We start from the raw sequence: 16489 nt of genomic DNA on the forward strand, positions 1-16489 counted from the left end.
CATTTCGAGTATTGGACGCCGCGCGGGCGGCCGGCAATGATGGATTCTACCCACCGCAGCCTCATGGAGACCCACTTGCCTGCCATCGCCAACTACCGCGGCATCATTCCCGCGATCGCCTGCCCCTTCACCCCGGATCACCGCATCGACGAGCCCGCGCTGCGCAGGCTGGCCTCCTGGCTGGCCGGCCACGAGGGCGTCGTCGCGGTCATGACCAACGGCCATACCGGCGAGGTCTTTTCGCTGACGCCGGCGGAGCGCGCCACCGTCACCCGCATCGTCGCCGACGAACTGCGCGGCCGGCTGCCGGTGATCTCGTCCATCGTCTGCGAAGGCCTGTCGGAAGCGGCCGAACATGCGCGCGCCGCCGTCGAGGCCGGTGCGGCCGGGCTGGACGTGATGCCGCCGCATCACTGGTTGCGCTTCGGCTTCACGTCCGGCCATGCCTTGCAGTACTTCGACGCCATCCACCGCGCGGCGCCGGGCGCCGACCTGGTCTGCCACGTGTATCCCGCCTGGACGCGCGCGGCCTACTCCTCGGCCCTGCTGGCCGACCTGGCCCGGCTGCCGTACGTGCAGGCCTTCAAGGTCGGGCAGCGCGACATGAACAAGTACGCGCGCGACATCCAGGCCATCCGCGACGCCGACGCCGGCAAGGCCATCCTGACCTGCCACGACGAATACCTGCTGGCGTCCATGGTGCAGGGCGTGGACGGCGCGCTGGTAGGCTTCGCCACCTTCATTCCGCAGCTGATCGGCGACTTGTGGCGGGCGGTGCAGGAAGGCGACCTCAAGCGCGCGCAGCGTATCCAGGCGCTCATCACGCCGCTCAAGGACGCCGTGTACGGCGGCGGCGAACCCACCGGCGAGGCCCATGCCCGCATGAAGGCCGGCATGTACCTGGCCGGCGTGCTGGACGAGGCCACCGTCCGTCCGCCCACCGAAGTGCCCGACGCCAGGGAAATGGCGGCATTGCGGGCAGCGGTGGAACAGGCCGGACTGCTGCGGCGCTGACCCCGGACGCGACGCGATTCAAAACAAGACGGAGACAAACATGCAACGCAGACCCTTTCTTGCCGCCGGGCTGGCGGCCGCGGCCCTGTGCGTGGCCGGTGCCGTATCGGCGCAGCCGTATCCCGCCCGCGAGGTGCGCATCATCATCCCGTTCCCGCCCGGCGGGACGCTGGACACGGTGGGACGGCAACTGGCGCAGCGCCTGAGCGAGCAGACCGGCCAGTCCTTCGTCGTGGAGAACCGGGCCGGCGGCAACGGCATGATCGGGGCCGCCGCCGTGGCCAAGGCGTCGCCCGACGGCTACACGCTGATGTTCAACGCGTCGACGGTGACCACCACGCCGATGACCATGAAGTCCGCGCCCTTCGACATGGAAAAGGATTTCCAGCCCATCTCGCTGGTGGCCCAGGCGCCCTTGTCGGTGGCCGTGAACAAGTCGCTGCCGTTCAACGACATCAAGGGCCTGCTGGACTACGCGCGGCAGAACCCGGGCCAGCTCAGTTTCGCGGTGGGCTCCACCGGCTCGGCGGGACAGCTCGCCACCGAGCTGCTGCGCCGGGCGGGGCAGATGAACTACCTGATCGTGCCGTACAAGGGGTCCGCGCCCGCCTACCAGGATCTGGTCGGGGGGCAGATCTCCGGCTTCATCGATCCCATCCTGGGGGCCATGTCCTACTACAAGGGCGGCATGCTCAAGATCCTGGCCGTCACGTCGCGGTCGCGCGTGCCCACGCTGCCCGAAGTGCCCACCGTGGGCGAGACCGTGCCGGGCTACGAGTTCTACAGCTGGTACGGCCTGTGGGGTCCGGCCAAGCTGCCGATGGACATCGCCCGCAAGCTCAACGCCGAGGTCAACAAGGCACTGGAGGCCGGCATGCGCGAGAAGCTGGAGCAGCAGGGGCTGGTGCTGAAGGCTGGCTCCATCGAGGACTTCGCACGCTTCCAGCAGGAAGACATGGCGCGGTCGAAGAAGATCATCGTCGAGGGCAACATCCGTGCGGAATGAGCGCCGCGCGGCGGTGACGGGCAGCAGCGCCGGCATCGGCCGGGCGGTGGCGCAGGCGCTGCTGGGGCAGGGCTGGCACGTGGTCGGGCTGGACCGCGCGGCGGCGACCCTGGATCATCCTCGCTTCGAAGGCCGGCCGGCCGACCTCGCGGACGCCGGGGCCATCGCCGGCATCCTGCCCGGCTTGCAGGACTGCGATGCGCTGGTCCACGCGGCGGGCATCATGCGGACCGCGCCGCTGGGCAGCCTGGACGGCGCCGCCTTCGAGCAGATGTGGCGGTTGCACGTGGCCGCGGCCAGCCAGCTCGCCGACGGGATGGTGCCTGCCATGGCCGCGCGCGGCCATGGCAGGGTGGTGCTGATCGGCAGCCGCGTGTCCCGCGGCATGGCCGGACGCAGCCAGTACGCCGCGGTCAAGGCGGCGCTGGTGGCCATGGGACGCAGTTGGGCGGCCGAGGTGGCGGCGCGGGGCGTGACGGTGAACGTGGTGTCGCCCGCGGCCACGCGCACGGCCATGCTGGAGGATCCCGGCCGCGCCGCCAGCGCGCCGCGCCTGCCGCCGCTGGGCCGCCTGATCGAGCCGGCCGAAGTGGCGGCGCTGGTGGGTTTCCTGCTGTCGGACGCCGCCGCGGCCATTACCGGGCAGGATGTGCAGGTTTGCGGCGGCGCGTCGCTGACGGGCTGACCGACGGCCGCGTTCAGCCCAGCCGCTCGATCAGGGCCATGGCGGCGGCCGGCGCCTTGGGCTTGAAGCCGTTGATCATGTAGACGAACACCTCGCGTCCCCGCGCGGCCTTGGCCGGCGAGCCGGCCAGGCAGGGCAGGTCGGCAGGCGCTTTGCCGCCGGCCCATGCCCGCGCGCGTTCCGCCCAGGCATCGAGATCGGCCGGCGCATAGCCCAGCTTGCGGTCTTCCCGCGCGCTTTGCAGCCGGACGTAGACGAACGGCGCCGTCACGTCGTGCAGGTGCGGCACGCCGTCCTTGTCCGCCACGACCGCCGCCACCTCGTGACGTCGCAGCAGATCGACGAAGGCCGGCACGGCGAAGCTCTCGTGCCGGACCTCCACCGCGTGGCGCAGCCGCCGGCCTTCGTATTCCGGAGGCAGCAGCGCCAGGAAGGCGGCGAAGTCGTCGGGATCGAACTTCTTCGTGGGCGGGAACTGCCAGTTGATGGGGCCCAGCTTGTCCTTCAGTTCCACGAGCCCGCTGGCCAGGAACTTGTCGATGGAGGGGCCGGCCTCGGCCAGCACGCGGCGGTTGGTGGCGAAGCGCGGGCCCTTGAGCGCGAAGACGAAGTCCTCGGGCGTCTCGTCGTGCCAGCGGGCGAAGCTGGCCGGCTTCTGCGTGCCATAGAACGTGCCGTTGATCTCGATGGAGGTCACGTGGCGGCTGGCGTACTCCAGTTCCCGGCTTTGCACCAGGCCTTCGGGATAGAAACTGCCGCGCCAGGGCTCGAACACCCAGCCGCCTATGCCCACGCGTACGGAAGACACGCTTTTCGCCTTGCTCATGCGCTGCTTCTCCATCGCCCCGGCCGACCCTACAATGCCGTTCCGGTTCTAGTTTCACCCCGCCATGCCCCTGGACGCCGAACAACTCGCCGCCTTCCGCCGCCTGGCCGCGGGCCTCGATCGCATCGATGCCGAGGCCTATGCCGCCGCCGGCCGCGATCCGCTCGTTCCTATTCTAGGTCTGGGGCCCGTCGATGCGCCATTGTGTTTCTTCGGCCGCGACCCGGGGGCGGACGAAGTCCGGCACGGGCAACCCTTCGTGGGCAGTTCCGGCCAGTTGCTGCGCGCCGAACTGCACCGCCATCTGGCGCCGGACGTGCCGTATTCGTTCGACGAAGGCCTGCGCGTCGGCGCGGGCTTCTTCTGGATCAGCACCGTGCCCTACAAGCCCTTGCACAACAAGGCGTGGTCGCCCGCGGTGCGGCAGCGTTTCCAGCCGTTGATCCAGCACATCCTGGCGGCGCGGTGGCGCGGCGGCGATGTCATCACCCTGGGCAACGAAGCTTTCGAATGGTTCAGCATCGGCCTGGCGGGCGACGAACTGGCTGCGGTGCGTGAATTCTGGCGGCGCGAGGACAAGTACGAGTCCAGCGTTGCCGTACCCCTGCGTGCGCAAGGCAGCGAACGGATCTTGCGCCTGCATCCCTTGCCGCATCCGTCGCCCGCCAATGCCCGCTGGCGGCCGCATTTTCCCCGGCTGCTGAAAGCCCGGCTGGATGCGCTGCTGCCGTCCACCTGATGGAGGCCTTGCCATGAACGGACCCGCCATTTCGATCACCTATTGCACGCAGTGCCTGTGGCTGCTGCGCGCGGCCTGGATGGCGCAGGAACTGCTGTCCACCTTCGGCACGGACCTGGGGCAGGTCGCGCTGGTGCCGGGCACGGGCGGCGCCTTCCAGATCCGCTACGACGGCGAACTGATCTGGGACCGGAAGACCGATGGCGGCTTTCCGGATGCGAAGGTACTCAAGCAGCGGGTGCGCGACCGGCTGGACCCGAGGCGCGATCTGGGGCACGTCGACCGGTCCTAGCTAGCGCAGGCGTTTCGGGAAGCAGCGCCCGTATTCCTCGCAGCCCGGACAGCCAGGCGCGGGCTGCGGCGTTTCGCCCCGCGTGACGGCCATGTCGTACGCCAGGAATTTCTTCCAGCGCATGTCGCCGGTATTGCGTTCGGGCAGCCCCGGGAAGTAGCGATGCAGCGCACGCGTGACGTCGTCGCGCCCGGCCAGCCCCAGGTCGCGCCACAGGTGGTCGGGCCGCAGACAGGCGTGGGCGATGATCGTCGCCAGGCAGGCGACGTCGGCGGCGGGAAGCGCGGGGTTGCGCCAGGCCAGCATGTGGGCGCGCAGGTTGGCCGTGAACGGGGTGTCGGCCTCTGGCTGCGCCGGCAGCGAGGGAAGGAGAGCGCCCGGAAACCAGCGGGCGTACAGCTCCCGCAGCGCTTCCTGCGACAGCCCCAGCAGGGGCAGTTCGCGCCGGACTTCGCGGGCGGCCAGCAGGCGGGCGAAGAGGCGCGCGTCGAATGCGTCCGGATGCGCGGAGAAGGAAGCGAGCAGCGCGGTGCGGGCGGCGGGGTCAGCGTGCCCGGGCTGGGTGTGGGGCCGGTCGAGCAAGGCATTTGCTCCGATGGAAAGGCACAGAGCCAGGTCTGATGTCGTCTTTCTGACGCGTTACTCGATATTCTGCGCCTGTTCCCGCATCTGCTCGATCAGCAGCTTCAGATCCATCGCCGCCCGCGTCACTTCCAGCCCGCCGGCCTTGGATCCCAGCGTGTTGGCCTCGCGGTTCATTTCCTGGAACAGGAAATCCAGCCGCTTGCCGGCGCTGCCCTTGTCGGCCTTCTTGCCCGCGCCGCCCATGCCGATCAGCTGCTTGAGCTCGGCCAGGTGCGAATGCAGGCGCGAGAGTTCCTCGGCCACGTCGATGCGCAGGCCGAACAGGGTGGCTTCATGGGCCAGGCGTTCGGACAGTTCCTCGCCGCGGATGTTCTGGAAGCCGCCGGGGAAGGCGGCCTCGACCGTGTCGCGCAGCTTGCGCGCGAGCCGTTCGCGGTATTCGTGCACGAGCTGGGGCATGCGCTGTTCGACCTCGCCCACGATGGCGGCGACCGAGTCGGCGCGGTCGGCGATCATGGCGGCCAGGCGTTCGCCTTCGCGGTCGCGCGCTTCCTGCATCTGGGTCAGCGCCTCGCCGGCGGCGCGCAGGGCGGCTTCGCGCCAGGTGTCCTCCGATTCCTCGGCCGCCTGCACGCCGGGCCAGGACAGGAGTTCGGACAGGCGCGGCGGCTGGACGTCCGGGAGCACGGCCTGGACCTTGCGGAACAGCGTGGCGGCCTGTTCCAGCGCGGCGACGTTGATGGAGTCGGGGTCGGTGATGAGGCGGCGCTGGATGGAGGCGCGCACCTCGATCTTGCCGCGCGCCACGGACTTGGTCAGCAGTTCGCGCAGCGGCGATTCCAGCGCGCGCAGTTCGTCCGGCATGCGGAAGTGGAGGTCGAGGAAGCGGCTGTTGACGCTGCGCAGTTCGATGGACACCGAACCGTGGTCGGTGTCGGCGCGCGCGGCGCCGAAGGCGGTCATGCTACGGATCATGGCGAAGGCCTGTCAGGACGTGGGCAAGGCCGACGAGCACGGCGACAGGGCCGGTGCGTTTGTCGGCATGAGTCAGCATGATAAATCGCACGGGAAAGTTCGTGGGGCCTTGCCCGTACAATGTCCGCATCCGGCCGCCGCGGCGCGGCCCATGCGTCCTGGGCGCCGGTGCGCCGGCCCGCCCGCCGATCTGGAGTCTTTTTCATGAGCATTGCCCCTTCCGCAATCGCCCGGCCGTCCGGCCGCGGCCTCGCCTCGCTGCGCCCCGTGTCCCTGCAACGCGGCTACACCCGCTATGCCGAAGGCTCGGTGCTGGTGAGCTTCGGCGACACGCAGGTGATCTGTACCGCCAGCGTCGAGGACAAGGTGCCGCCGTTCCTGAAGGGCATGGGGCAGGGCTGGGTCACGGCCGAGTACGGCATGCTGCCGCGCGCCACGCACACGCGCGGCGGCCGCGAGGCGGCCAAGGGCAAGCAGACCGGCCGCACGCAGGAAATCCAGCGCCTGATCGGCCGCAGCCTGCGCGCGGTGTTCGACCTGGAGAAGCTGGGCGAGCGCACGCTGCACCTGGATTGCGACGTGATCCAGGCCGACGGCGGGACGCGCACGGCCAGCATCACGGGGGCTTTCGTCGCGGCCAGCGACGCCATCGCGCTGTTGATGGCGCGCGGCGCCCTGGCGGCCTCGCCCATCCGCGACCACGTGGCCGCGGTATCGGTGGGCATCTATCAAGGGCAGCCGGTGCTGGACCTGGACTACGCCGAGGATTCGCAGTGCGAGACCGACATGAACGTCGTGATGACGGGCAGCGGCGCGTATGTGGAAGTGCAGGGCACGGCCGAGGGCGTGCCGTTCTCGCGCCAGGAAATGGATGCGCTGCTGGGGCTGGCCGAGGCCGGCATCGCCGATCTCGTGCGCCTGCAGCGCGAGGCGCTGGCGCAGCCGTATCCGGGCCGCTGATGCCCGCGCGACCGGAGCGAACGACGATGGCAAGAAAACTGGTCCTGGCTTCCAACAACGCGGGCAAGCTGCGCGAGTTCTCGTCGTTGCTGGCGCCGCGCGGTTTCGAGCTCGTGCCCCAGGGCAGCCTGGGCGTGCCCGAGGCGGACGAGCCCCACGTCACGTTCATCGAGAACGCGCTGGCCAAGGCCCGGCACGCCAGCCAGCTGACCGGCCTGCCCGCGCTGGCCGACGATTCCGGTGTGTGCGTGACGGCGCTGGGCGGCGAGCCCGGGGTCTATTCGGCGCGCTACGCGGCGCGCAATGGCGGCGAGAAGTCCGATGCCGCCAACAACGCGCTGGTGGTCGAGCGCCTGCGCGGCGCGCAGGACCGCCGGGCCTATTACTATGCCGCGCTGGTGCTGGTGCGTTCGGCCGACGACCCCCAGCCCCTGATCGGCGAGGGGCTGTGGTGGGGCGAGATCATCGAGCACCCGCGCGGCAGCGGCGGCTTCGGCTACGACCCGCATTTCCTGCTGCCCGGCCTGGGCCGCACGGCGGCCGAGCTGTCCGCCGACGAGAAGAACCGCATCAGTCACCGCGCCCAGGCGCTGGCGGTGCTGATGGGCAAGCTGGATACGTTCTGATGGCCCGCTCCATCGCGATCCGGCCGGCGGGGCAGGGGGCGCCCGCACCGCGCGCGGCCATGCCGTTCGCGCCCGGGCCCAGCCTGCTGACCAGCCTGCCGCCCCTGTCGGTATACGTGCACGTGCCGTGGTGCGTGCGCAAGTGCCCGTATTGCGACTTCAATTCGCACGCGGCGCCGGACGAGCTGCCGGAGGATCGCTACCTGCAGGCGCTGACCGCCGATCTGGACCAGAGCCTGCCGCAGGTCTGGGGGCGCAAGGTGGTGTCGGTCTTCATCGGCGGCGGAACCCCGAGCCTGCTGTCGGCCGCCACGATGGACGCCATGCTGGCGCTGCTGCGCTCGCGGCTGCCGCTGCTGCCCGACGCCGAGATCACGATGGAGGCCAACCCCGGCACGGTCGAGGCGTCGCGCTTCGCCGACTTCGCTGCCAGCGGCATCAACCGCATCTCGCTGGGCATACAGAGCTTCGACGATGACCGGCTGCGCGCGCTGGGCCGCATCCACGACGGCCGGGCCGCGCGCGAGGCGATCGCCATCGCGCAACGCCATGTCGAACGGGTCAACCTGGACCTGATGTTCGCGCTGCCTGGCCAGACCCTGGACGGCTGCCTGGCCGACGTCGAGACCGCGTTGTCCTTCGGGACGGAGCACCTGTCCCTGTACCACCTGACATTGGAACCGAACACGGTCTTCGCCAAGTATCCGCCCGAGCTGCCCGACGACGACACGGCCTTCGAGATGCAGGACCGCATCGAGGCGCGCCTGGCCGAGGCGGGGTACGACCATTACGAAATATCGGCCTATGCCCGGCCGGGCGCCAGCTGCCGCCACAACCTGAACTACTGGGAGTTCGGCGACTACCTGGGCATCGGCCCGGGCGCCCACGGGAAGCTGTCCTTCCATGACCGCATCCTGCGTGAGGCGCGTGTGCGCAATCCTCAGTCCTGGATGGACGCGCTGCTGGACCCCGCGGCCGGCGCGACGCACCTGGCCGAATCGCGGCTGGTGGGGGCGGAGGAACTGCCGTTCGAGTTCATGCTGAACGCGCTGCGGCTGACCGACGGCGTGCCGGCGGCGAGTTTCGCCGAACGTACCGGCCTGAACCTGGCCACCATCGCAAGGCCGCTTGCCCGCGCCGTCGAACGGGGACTGCTGGACGAGGACCCGACCCGCATCCGGCCCACGCCGCTGGGCCGGCGCTTCCTGAACGACCTCCAGGGCCTGTTCCTGTAGCGCGCCGGGGACCGGCGCTGCGCCCGCAAACGTGCACGCCGCGCCATCGCGCAGCACTTAAGCACTATTTTGGTGCAAAATACCTCGAATATTCCCGTTTGCACCATTATTGGGAATTCCTGGTCGGGATTTGCGTCATGATGGTGCGAGGCCTGACATCTCCGCCGTCCCGCCAATATGCGAGAATGCCGCGCCGTCCTGCGCAAGCGGGCCGGGAAAGCGGTCCGGGCCGATGCTGGCACGGAAGCTGCTTAATTTGATGCGCAACGGTTCAGCCCAGATCGCTTCCGGTCGCGCTGTGTGCACTATCGAGAACGCTTGAGCCTCCGGGAGCCGGAGGCGGTTACGAGACTATCAGGAGCCCTAATGGCAACGCCCAAAGACGTCCTCAAGATGATTGCGGACAACGAGGTCAAGTTCGTTGACTACCGTTTCACCGATACGCGTGGAAAGGAACAGCACGTGTCGGTGCCGTCCCACACCGTGGACGAAGACAAGTTCGAAACGGGCCACGCTTTCGACGGCTCCTCGATCGCCGGCTGGAAGGGCATCGAAGCCTCGGACATGCTGCTGATCCCCGAGCCCTCGACCGCCCGCATGGACCCGTTCCGCGAGGAATCGACCCTGATCCTGACCTGCGACGTGGTCGAGCCTTCCGACATGAAGGGCTATGACCGCGATCCCCGTTCGCTGGCCAAGCGCGCCGAAGCCTACCTGAAGTCCTCGGGCCTGGGCGACACCGCCTACTTCGGTCCCGAGCCCGAGTTCTTCGTGTTCGACGGCGTGACCTGGAACGTCGACATGTCGGGCTGCTTCGTCAAGATCAAGTCGGAAGAGGCCTCGTGGTCCACCGGCATCGACTACGACGGCGGCAACCTGGCCCACCGTCCGTCGGTCAAGGGCGGCTATTTCCCCGTCCCGCCCACCGATTCCTTCCAGGACCTGCGTTCGGAAATGTGCCTGCTGCTGGAACAGCAGGGCGTGCCGGTCGAAGTGCACCACCACGAAGTGGCGGGCCCCGGCCAGCTGGAAATCGGCACCAAGTTCTCGACCCTGGTGCAGCGCGCCGACTGGAACCAGATCATGAAGTACACGATCTGGAACGTGGCCGCCGCCTACGGCAAGACCGCCACCTTCATGCCCAAGCCCGTCGTCGGCGACAACGGCTCCGGCATGCACGTCCACCAGTCCATCTGGAAGGACGGCCAGAACCTGTTCGCGGGCAACGGCTACGCCGGCCTGTCCGAATTCGCGCTGTACTACATCGGCGGCATCATCAAGCACGCCCGCGCGCTGAACGCCATCACCAACCCCGGCACGAACTCGTACAAGCGCCTGGTTCCGCACTTCGAAGCCCCGGTCAAGCTGGCCTACTCGGCCCGCAACCGCTCGGCCTCGATCCGCATCCCGTACGTCGCCAACCCGAAGGGCCGCCGTATCGAGACGCGCTTCCCGGATCCGCTGGCCAACCCGTACCTGGCTTTCTCGGCCCTGATGATGGCCGGCCTGGACGGCGTGATGAACAAGATCCACCCCGGCGACCCGGCCGACAAGAACCTGTACGACCTGCCGCCCGAGGAAGATGCGAAGATCCCGACCGTGTGCTCGTCGCTCGACCAGGCCCTGGAAGCGCTCGACAAGGATCGCGAGTTCCTGACCCGTGGCGGCGTGTTCAGCAACGCCATGCTCGACGCCTACATCACCCTGAAGATGGAAGAAGTCACGCGTTTCCGCGCCACGACCCACCCCGTCGAGTTCGACATGTACTACGGCCTCTGATCAGGACCTGATCAGTCGTCGGCAACGAAAAACGGGGCGTTCGAACGCCCCGTTTTTATTGGCCATGACCCATTTGCAGCCAGATCCTTCCCCTTATCCGGCCGACGCCTTTGCCGCGTTCGAGCTGCTGTCCAGCGCCATCCTCGTCATCGACGACGACGGCCTGATCCGCTATGCCAACGCGCCGGCCGAGGACTTGTTCGAGGTCTCGGTGCGGCAGTTGTACGCGGTCCAGGCCGGCGACCTGTTCCGCGACGGCGAGCAGCTGCGCCAGTCGCTGGAAGAGGCCCGCCGGCACCTGTTCGCCGACAAGCGGCAGATACTGGAGATCGATCGCCTGGGGCGCGAACCGACCCAGGTGTCGGTGACCGTGGTCGCGCTGGACGGCCAGCCGTGGCCGGCGCTGATCGAGTTGCGCGAGATCGAGCAGCAGCTGAAGGTGGACCGCGAGGAGCGCCTGCTCGAGCAGGCGCAGGCCAATCGCGAGCTGCTGCGCAACCTGGCGCACGAGATCAAGAATCCGCTGGGCGGGCTGCGCGGAGCGGCGCAATTGCTGGAAGCCGAGCTGTCCGACCCCGCGCTGATCGAATACACCCAGGTCATCATCCAGGAGGCCGACCGCCTCCAGACCCTGGTGGATCGCCTGCTGGTGCCGCACCGCGCGCCGCGTATCGTCGGCGACGTCAACATCCACGAGGTGTGCGAACGCGTGCGGTCGCTGGTGCTGGCCGAGTATCCGAACGGGCTGCGCATCGTGCGCGACTACGACGCGGCGATTCCCGAGTTCCGGGGCGACAAGGCGCAGTTGATCCAGGCTGTCCTGAACGTGGTGCGCAACGCCGCCGAGGCGCTGTCGGCGCGTATCGCGGCCGGCGATGCCGAGATCACCCTGCGCACCCGTGTGGCGCGTCAGGTCACGCTGGCCAAGCAGCGGTTCAGGCTGGCATTGGAATTGCATGTGATGGACAACGGTCCGGGGATTCCCCCTGAATTGCTGGACCGGATCTTCCACCCGCTGGTGTCCGGACGTGAAGGCGGCAGCGGGCTGGGGTTGACCTTGACTCAGACTTTCGTGCAGCAGCACGAGGGTGTGATCGAATGCGACAGCCGGCCGGGACTGACTGATTTCCGCCTGCTGTTGCCCCTACCTTGACCGAAGAGTTGGATGGATTTTTTTTCCCGAGCGTACCTAGGAAGGCAGCGATGAAACCGATCTGGATCGTAGATGATGACCGTTCGATCCGCTGGGTGCTCGAAAAAGCCTTGGCCCGCGAGAACCTGCCCAGCCGCAGCTTCGGTACGGCGCGCGAGGCCCTGGACGCCCTGAACGACGACGTGCCGCAGGTGCTGGTGACCGACGTCCGGATGCCCGGCGCCGGCGGCATCGAACTGCTGCAGGCGGTCAAGCGGCGTTTCCCGGCGCTGCCCGTCATCGTCATGACGGCGTATTCGGATCTCGAGAGCGCGGTGTCGGCTTTCCAGGGCGGCGCCTTCGAATACCTGCCCAAGCCCTTCGACGTGGATACCGCGACCGAACTGATCCGGCGCGCCGTCGAGGAAAGCCTGCGCGAGGAGGCCTCGGCCGACGAGACCCTGGTCGGCACGCCCGAGATCCTGGGCCAGGCGCCGGCCATGCAGGAAGTGTTCCGCGCCATCGGCCGCCTGTCGCAGTCGCAGGTCACGGTCATGATCACCGGCGAGTCGGGCAGCGGCAAGGAACTGGTGGCGCGCGCACTGCATCGGCACAGTGCCCGGGCCTCCGGCCCCTTCGTGGCGATCAATACCGCCGCGATTCCGCGCGACCTGCTGGAGTCCGAGCTGTTCGGCCATGAGCGCGGCGCCTTCACCGGCGCGCAGAGCATGCGCCGCGGCCGCTTCGAGCAGGCCGATGGCGGCACGCTGTTCCTGGACGAGATCGGCGACATGCCCGCCGAATTGCAGACGCGCCTGCTGCGCGTGCTGTCGGACGGCAGTTTCTATCGCGTGGGTGGGCACAGCCCGGTGCATGCCAACGTGCGCGTCATCGCGGCCACGCACCAGCCGCTGGAAGAACGCGTCAAGCAGGGCCTGTTCCGCGAGGACCTGTTCCACCGGCTCAATGTGATCCGGCTGCGCCTGCCGCCGCTGCGCGAGCGGGCCGAGGACATCCCGTTGCTGGCCCGCCATTTCCTGGCGCGCAGCGCGCGCGACCTGGGCGTCGAACCCAAGCGCTTCACGCCCGCCGCGCTGGCGGCCTTGTCGCGCTTTCCGTTTCCCGGCAACGTGCGGCAGCTCGAGAACGGCTGCCACTGGCTGACCGTGATGGCGCCGGCGCAGACGGTGGACGTGCAGGACCTGCCGCCCGAGCTCCTGGAGAAGATGCCGGCCGACGGCCATGCCGCGCCGGCGCCGGGGGCCGCCGCCACGGTGCAGGCGCTGACGCCGGAGCGTGGCGTGCTGGCCGCGCCGGGCGCCGAGGCGGCGCGCACCGCCGGTGGCGTTGCCGTGGCCGAACGCCCGAACCCGTGGCTGAGCGGCCTGCAAAGCGACGTCGAGCAACGGCTGCAACGGGGCGAGCCCGACATCATGCAGACCCTGACCCGCCAGTTCGAAAGCATGCTGATCGCGACCGCGCTGCGCGCTACCCGAGGCCGCCGGATCGAGGCGGCGCTCAAGCTGGGCATCGGACGCAACACCATCACGCGCAAGATCCAGGACCTGGGGCTGGACGACGACGATTGAGCCGGCGGCGCTGGCGGCGGCCGGCCGTGCCGTCAGCCCAGCGCCGTGTCCAGCAGCATCATGATGACGAAGCCCACCATCAGTCCGCAGGTGGCATAGACCTCGTGCCCCTTGCGGTGCGACTCGGGGATGATCTCGTGGCTGATCACGAACAGCATCGCCCCGGCCGCGAAGCCCAGTCCCCACGGCAGCAGCATCGCGGAGTAGGAGATGACCGAGGCGCCGATGACGGCCGCGATCGGCTCGACCAGCCCTGTCAGCGCACCCAGCACGAACGCGAAGCCCTTGCTGTAGCCAATGCCCAGCAGCGCGACGGCCACGACCAGCCCTTCGGGCACGTCCTGGATCGAGATGCCCGTGGTGAGCGCCGAGGCGCGCAGCGGATCGGTGCCGGCGAAGGCCACGCCTATGGCCAGGCCCTCGGGCAGGTTGTGCAGGGCGATGGCGAACACGAACATCCACGTGCGGCGCACGGCCAGGGGCGAGTGCTTGCCTTCCACGCCCTTGATGAAGTGCTCGTGGGGCAGGTAGCGTTCCATCGCCAGCAGCAGGGCGGCACCCAGCAGGATGGCCGCGCCCATCATCATCCCCGCGCCCCAGGGGCCGGCACCTTGCAGCCTTGCCGCTTCTATGCCCGGGACCACCAGCGAGAAGGCGCTGGCCGCCAGCATGACGCCCGCACCGAAGCCGAACAGGCTGTCCTGCACGCGGTCGGACAGGCGTTGGGAGAACAGCACGGGCACCGCCCCCAGCGCCGTTGCGCCGGCGGCCATCATGCCGCCTATCAAGGCTTCCAGCACCACCGGGTCGGTGGCCATCCGCACCCACAGTTGCCGCCCCAGCACGGCCAGGCCCAGCAGCGCGATGGCGGCGCCCACGGTCCTGCGCAGCACCTGTCCGGAGGAAGCGGTCCGGTTGGCCGTCGTCATGGAAGCCTCAGCTTTGGACCTGTTGGTAGCGCCGTTCGACTTCATCCCAGTCCACCACGTTGTAGAAGGCGGCGATGTATTCGGGACGCCGGCTCTGGTAGCGCAAGTAGTATGCATGCTCCCACACGTCCAGACCCAGTATCGGGGTGTTACCAGCCATGAGCGGCTGTTCGGGTTGCCCGTGCTTTCCACGGCCACCTTGCCTTGTGGCTTCACGCTCATCCATGCCCAGTCGCTGCCGAAGCGTGCCAGCGCGGCCGGCGTGGCCGCCGACATTGTTGCGGATGGCCGTGCGCAGGGGCTCGGGTGCCAGGCCGATACCGGCCACCAAGGCTTCCACGGAAGAGGCGGCATCCGTCCCATTAACGCTGAGACGTGAGCCGACGCAGGACGTCCAGAAGCTTCACCGCAGGCTGGGGCAATAGCCCGTGGCTTCGCCGATAGACCTGCAATTGGCGGCGCTTGACCACGCCGGCCACCGGTAGCCGGTCTATCCAGCCAGCCTGCCGTTCCGGCTCGTACAGCGGTTCAGCCAGCCATCCGAGGAAGCCGCCGTGCGAAATCAGGCTCTTGTTCGTGATGTTCGAGCGGGTCTTGACGATTACCTCCGGCATGGGCAATCCGGCCTTGGCGAACTCTTTGGACAAGTCCTCGTAGGGGGCGGTCCCTTCGGGCGAGAGTACCCACTTGTAGTCCAGGGTGTCTGCCAGGGTGATGACGTTGTTGGCGCGGAGGGGATGTGACGGGGCCGCGACGATGTAGCTCGCGTCTTCCCAATGGCAATCCGGGATTGCGCAGATATCGGGGCTGGCCGGCATGGAAGCGCCCACGGTAAGGTCGACCTCCCGGTTGACGAGCGCATCGACGAGCACGTCGGCGATTCCTTCGACGATATGCACCTGCAGCTTGGGCCATTGTTCCAGTACCTGGGCGATGGCTTGAGGCAGGATTTGTCCGACCGCGCTGGCGATCGCACCGACGCGGATCGTACCGCGCGCCAGGCCGCGCAGTTCGTCGATTTCTTCGGTAGCGGCCTCGGCTTCTTTCTGGATCAACGCGGCGCGGGGCAGCAGGGTCTCGCCCGCGGCGGTCAGCTTCATGCCGGTCAGGTAGCGCTCGAACAGCGGCATGCCGATCTGCTCTTCCAGCTTGCGTATGGTCCGGCTCAGGGCCGGCTGGGTGATGTTGAGTTTCTGGGCTGCGCGCCCCAGAGTGCCGTACTGGGCAACCGCAAGAAAGGCATCGAGGGGGCGGATGTGGATGGTCATGCCGAAACTTAATGGCGCCCACCGGAAAAAGCAATATTCAGTGCCGCTCTGCCTTACGCATACTTCGCGCATCGTAAACGAGGAGCCAGGAGCGCAAGCAGTGAGGAGCATCATCGTTACAGGAGCCGCCAGAGGCATAGGGCTGGCGTTCGCACGACGTTTCGCGGCCGACGGGTTCGACGTCGCCATTCTCGATAGCACGGGCGCCGAGCAAGCCGCGGCATCTATGGCGCGCGAGGGACTGAGCGCTACCGGCTATTCCGGCGACGTGACGGAGGAGGCGGATTGGATGCGCATCGTCGAAGACCTGTCCGCGAAAGGGAATGCGCTCTACGGACTGGTCAACAACGCGGCGATGTTCGCGAGCCTGCCCATGCAGCCGTTCACGCAGATTTCCAAGGAAGACTGGATGCAGGTCATGGCGGTCAATACCGCGGGTCCGTTCCTGGGCATCAAGGCATGTTCGCCAGCCATGCGAGCGGGCGGCGGTGGGCGTGTGGTGAACATCGCGTCCACCTCGCCCTTGAAGGGCGTGACCGGGATGCCTCACTACGTGGCCAGCAAGGGCGCGGTGATCGCGCTTACGCGAAGCCTGGCCAGGGAACTGGGCCCAGCGGGCATCACGGTCAATGCGATCGCCCCGGGATTCACGCTGTCGGACGGCATCCTCACGAACAAGGAGCATGTCGATCAGTTCCGCGACGTGGGCAAGAGCGCGCGGGCGTTGAAGCGGGACCAAATGCCGGAAGACCTGGTCGGCGCGGCTTCGTTCCTGCTGGGGCCCGATGCGGCATTCATGACGGGTCAGACGCTCGTCGTCGATGGTGGAGCCATTTTCGTCTGATCACA

Annotated in this window: 18 protein-coding genes; 12 read left to right on the top strand and 6 right to left on the bottom strand. The window is 68.3% G+C overall.

Features of this window, described 5'->3' with window-relative positions:
* Positions 1–75 precede the first annotated feature (75 nt).
* The 3 genes from CDO46_RS16000 to CDO46_RS16010 are packed head-to-tail and all read left to right on the top strand — an operon-like array spanning position 76 to position 2705.
* Positions 76–1014, top strand: coding sequence for a dihydrodipicolinate synthase family protein (locus tag CDO46_RS16000; protein WP_087839458.1), 939 nt, complete (start codon positions 76–78; stop codon positions 1012–1014).
* A gap of 40 nt (positions 1015–1054) precedes the next feature.
* On the top strand, positions 1055–2020 hold the full coding sequence (locus CDO46_RS16005) for a tripartite tricarboxylate transporter substrate binding protein (protein WP_087839459.1): 966 nt from the start codon (positions 1055–1057) through the stop codon (positions 2018–2020).
* Positions 2010–2705: an SDR family NAD(P)-dependent oxidoreductase gene (locus tag CDO46_RS16010; RefSeq protein WP_087839460.1), complete on the top strand. Its 696-nt coding sequence runs from the start codon at positions 2010–2012 to the stop codon at positions 2703–2705. Before CDO46_RS16005 ends, CDO46_RS16010 begins: the two co-directional genes overlap by 11 nt.
* Before the next feature lie 13 nt (positions 2706–2718).
* Here the strand turns inward: CDO46_RS16010 and CDO46_RS16015 are convergent, their stop codons facing one another.
* Positions 2719–3531 (bottom strand): DUF72 domain-containing protein, encoded by an 813-nt coding sequence (locus CDO46_RS16015; protein WP_087839547.1) that lies wholly within the window; start codon positions 3529–3531, stop codon positions 2719–2721.
* Positions 3532–3595: 64 nt separating this feature from the next.
* Here CDO46_RS16015 and CDO46_RS16020 point away from each other — a divergent pair, with 64 nt between their 5' ends.
* On the top strand, positions 3596–4270 hold the full coding sequence (locus tag CDO46_RS16020; protein WP_087839461.1) for a uracil-DNA glycosylase family protein: 675 nt from the start codon (positions 3596–3598) through the stop codon (positions 4268–4270).
* Positions 4271–4283: 13 nt separating this feature from the next.
* On the top strand, positions 4284–4562 hold the full coding sequence (locus CDO46_RS16025) for a SelT/SelW/SelH family protein (protein WP_087839462.1): 279 nt from the start codon (positions 4284–4286) through the stop codon (positions 4560–4562).
* Here CDO46_RS16025 and CDO46_RS16030 read toward each other — a convergent pair whose 3' ends face one another.
* Both CDO46_RS16030 and CDO46_RS16035 read right to left on the bottom strand, forming a co-directional pair.
* Positions 4563–5144 carry a nitrogen fixation protein NifQ gene (locus CDO46_RS16030; protein WP_087839463.1) on the bottom strand — a complete coding sequence of 194 codons (582 nt, stop codon included), beginning with the start codon at positions 5142–5144 and terminating at the stop codon, positions 4563–4565.
* 57 nt (positions 5145–5201) lie between these two features.
* Positions 5202–6122: a YicC/YloC family endoribonuclease gene (locus CDO46_RS16035; protein WP_087839464.1), complete on the bottom strand. Its 921-nt coding sequence runs from the start codon at positions 6120–6122 to the stop codon at positions 5202–5204.
* A gap of 204 nt (positions 6123–6326) precedes the next feature.
* On the opposite strand from CDO46_RS16035, the gene rph reads away from it, so the two are divergent.
* The 6 genes from rph (at position 6327) to ntrC (ending at position 13443) form a co-directional block, all read left to right on the top strand.
* Positions 6327–7082, top strand: coding sequence for a ribonuclease PH (gene rph / locus CDO46_RS16040; protein ID WP_087839465.1), 756 nt, complete (start codon positions 6327–6329; stop codon positions 7080–7082).
* Between the two features lie 26 nt (positions 7083–7108).
* Positions 7109–7708 (top strand): RdgB/HAM1 family non-canonical purine NTP pyrophosphatase, encoded by a 600-nt coding sequence (rdgB, locus tag CDO46_RS16045; protein WP_087839466.1) that lies wholly within the window; start codon positions 7109–7111, stop codon positions 7706–7708.
* Positions 7708–8943: a radical SAM family heme chaperone HemW gene (gene hemW / locus CDO46_RS16050; protein WP_087839467.1), complete on the top strand. Its 1236-nt coding sequence runs from the start codon at positions 7708–7710 to the stop codon at positions 8941–8943. The genes rdgB and hemW overlap by 1 nt, the downstream gene beginning before the upstream one ends.
* 366 nt (positions 8944–9309) lie before the next feature.
* On the top strand, positions 9310–10722 hold the full coding sequence (gene glnA, locus CDO46_RS16055) for a type I glutamate--ammonia ligase (RefSeq protein WP_087839468.1): 1413 nt from the start codon (positions 9310–9312) through the stop codon (positions 10720–10722).
* A 64-nt stretch (positions 10723–10786) separates the two neighbouring features.
* On the top strand, positions 10787–11875 hold the full coding sequence (glnL, locus tag CDO46_RS16060) for a nitrogen regulation protein NR(II) (protein WP_087839469.1): 1089 nt from the start codon (positions 10787–10789) through the stop codon (positions 11873–11875).
* A 50-nt stretch (positions 11876–11925) separates the two neighbouring features.
* On the top strand, positions 11926–13443 hold the full coding sequence (gene ntrC / locus CDO46_RS16065; protein WP_087839470.1) for a nitrogen regulation protein NR(I): 1518 nt from the start codon (positions 11926–11928) through the stop codon (positions 13441–13443).
* 32 nt (positions 13444–13475) lie between these two features.
* On the opposite strand, the gene CDO46_RS16070 is transcribed toward ntrC, so the two are convergent.
* The 3 genes from CDO46_RS16070 to CDO46_RS16080 are packed head-to-tail and all read right to left on the bottom strand — an operon-like array spanning position 13476 to position 15640.
* Positions 13476–14372 (bottom strand): ZIP family metal transporter, encoded by an 897-nt coding sequence (locus CDO46_RS16070; RefSeq protein ID WP_087839471.1) that lies wholly within the window; start codon positions 14370–14372, stop codon positions 13476–13478.
* A 7-nt stretch (positions 14373–14379) separates the two neighbouring features.
* Positions 14380–14712, bottom strand: coding sequence for a Fe-Mn family superoxide dismutase (locus tag CDO46_RS28675; protein WP_338618665.1), 333 nt, complete (start codon positions 14710–14712; stop codon positions 14380–14382).
* A 22-nt stretch (positions 14713–14734) separates the two neighbouring features.
* Positions 14735–15640 carry a LysR family transcriptional regulator gene (locus tag CDO46_RS16080; RefSeq protein ID WP_087839472.1) on the bottom strand — a complete coding sequence of 302 codons (906 nt, stop codon included), beginning with the start codon at positions 15638–15640 and terminating at the stop codon, positions 14735–14737.
* Here CDO46_RS16080 and CDO46_RS16085 point away from each other — a divergent pair.
* Complete coding sequence (locus tag CDO46_RS16085) at positions 15639–16484, top strand: SDR family NAD(P)-dependent oxidoreductase (RefSeq protein WP_087839473.1); 846 nt, start codon at positions 15639–15641, stop codon at positions 16482–16484. The genes CDO46_RS16080 and CDO46_RS16085 overlap by 2 nt on opposite strands.
* Positions 16485–16489 lie beyond the last annotated feature (5 nt).

Source organism: Pigmentiphaga sp. NML030171 (assembly GCF_002188635.1).
GTDB lineage: Bacteria > Pseudomonadota > Gammaproteobacteria > Burkholderiales > Burkholderiaceae_B > Pigmentiphaga > Pigmentiphaga daeguensis.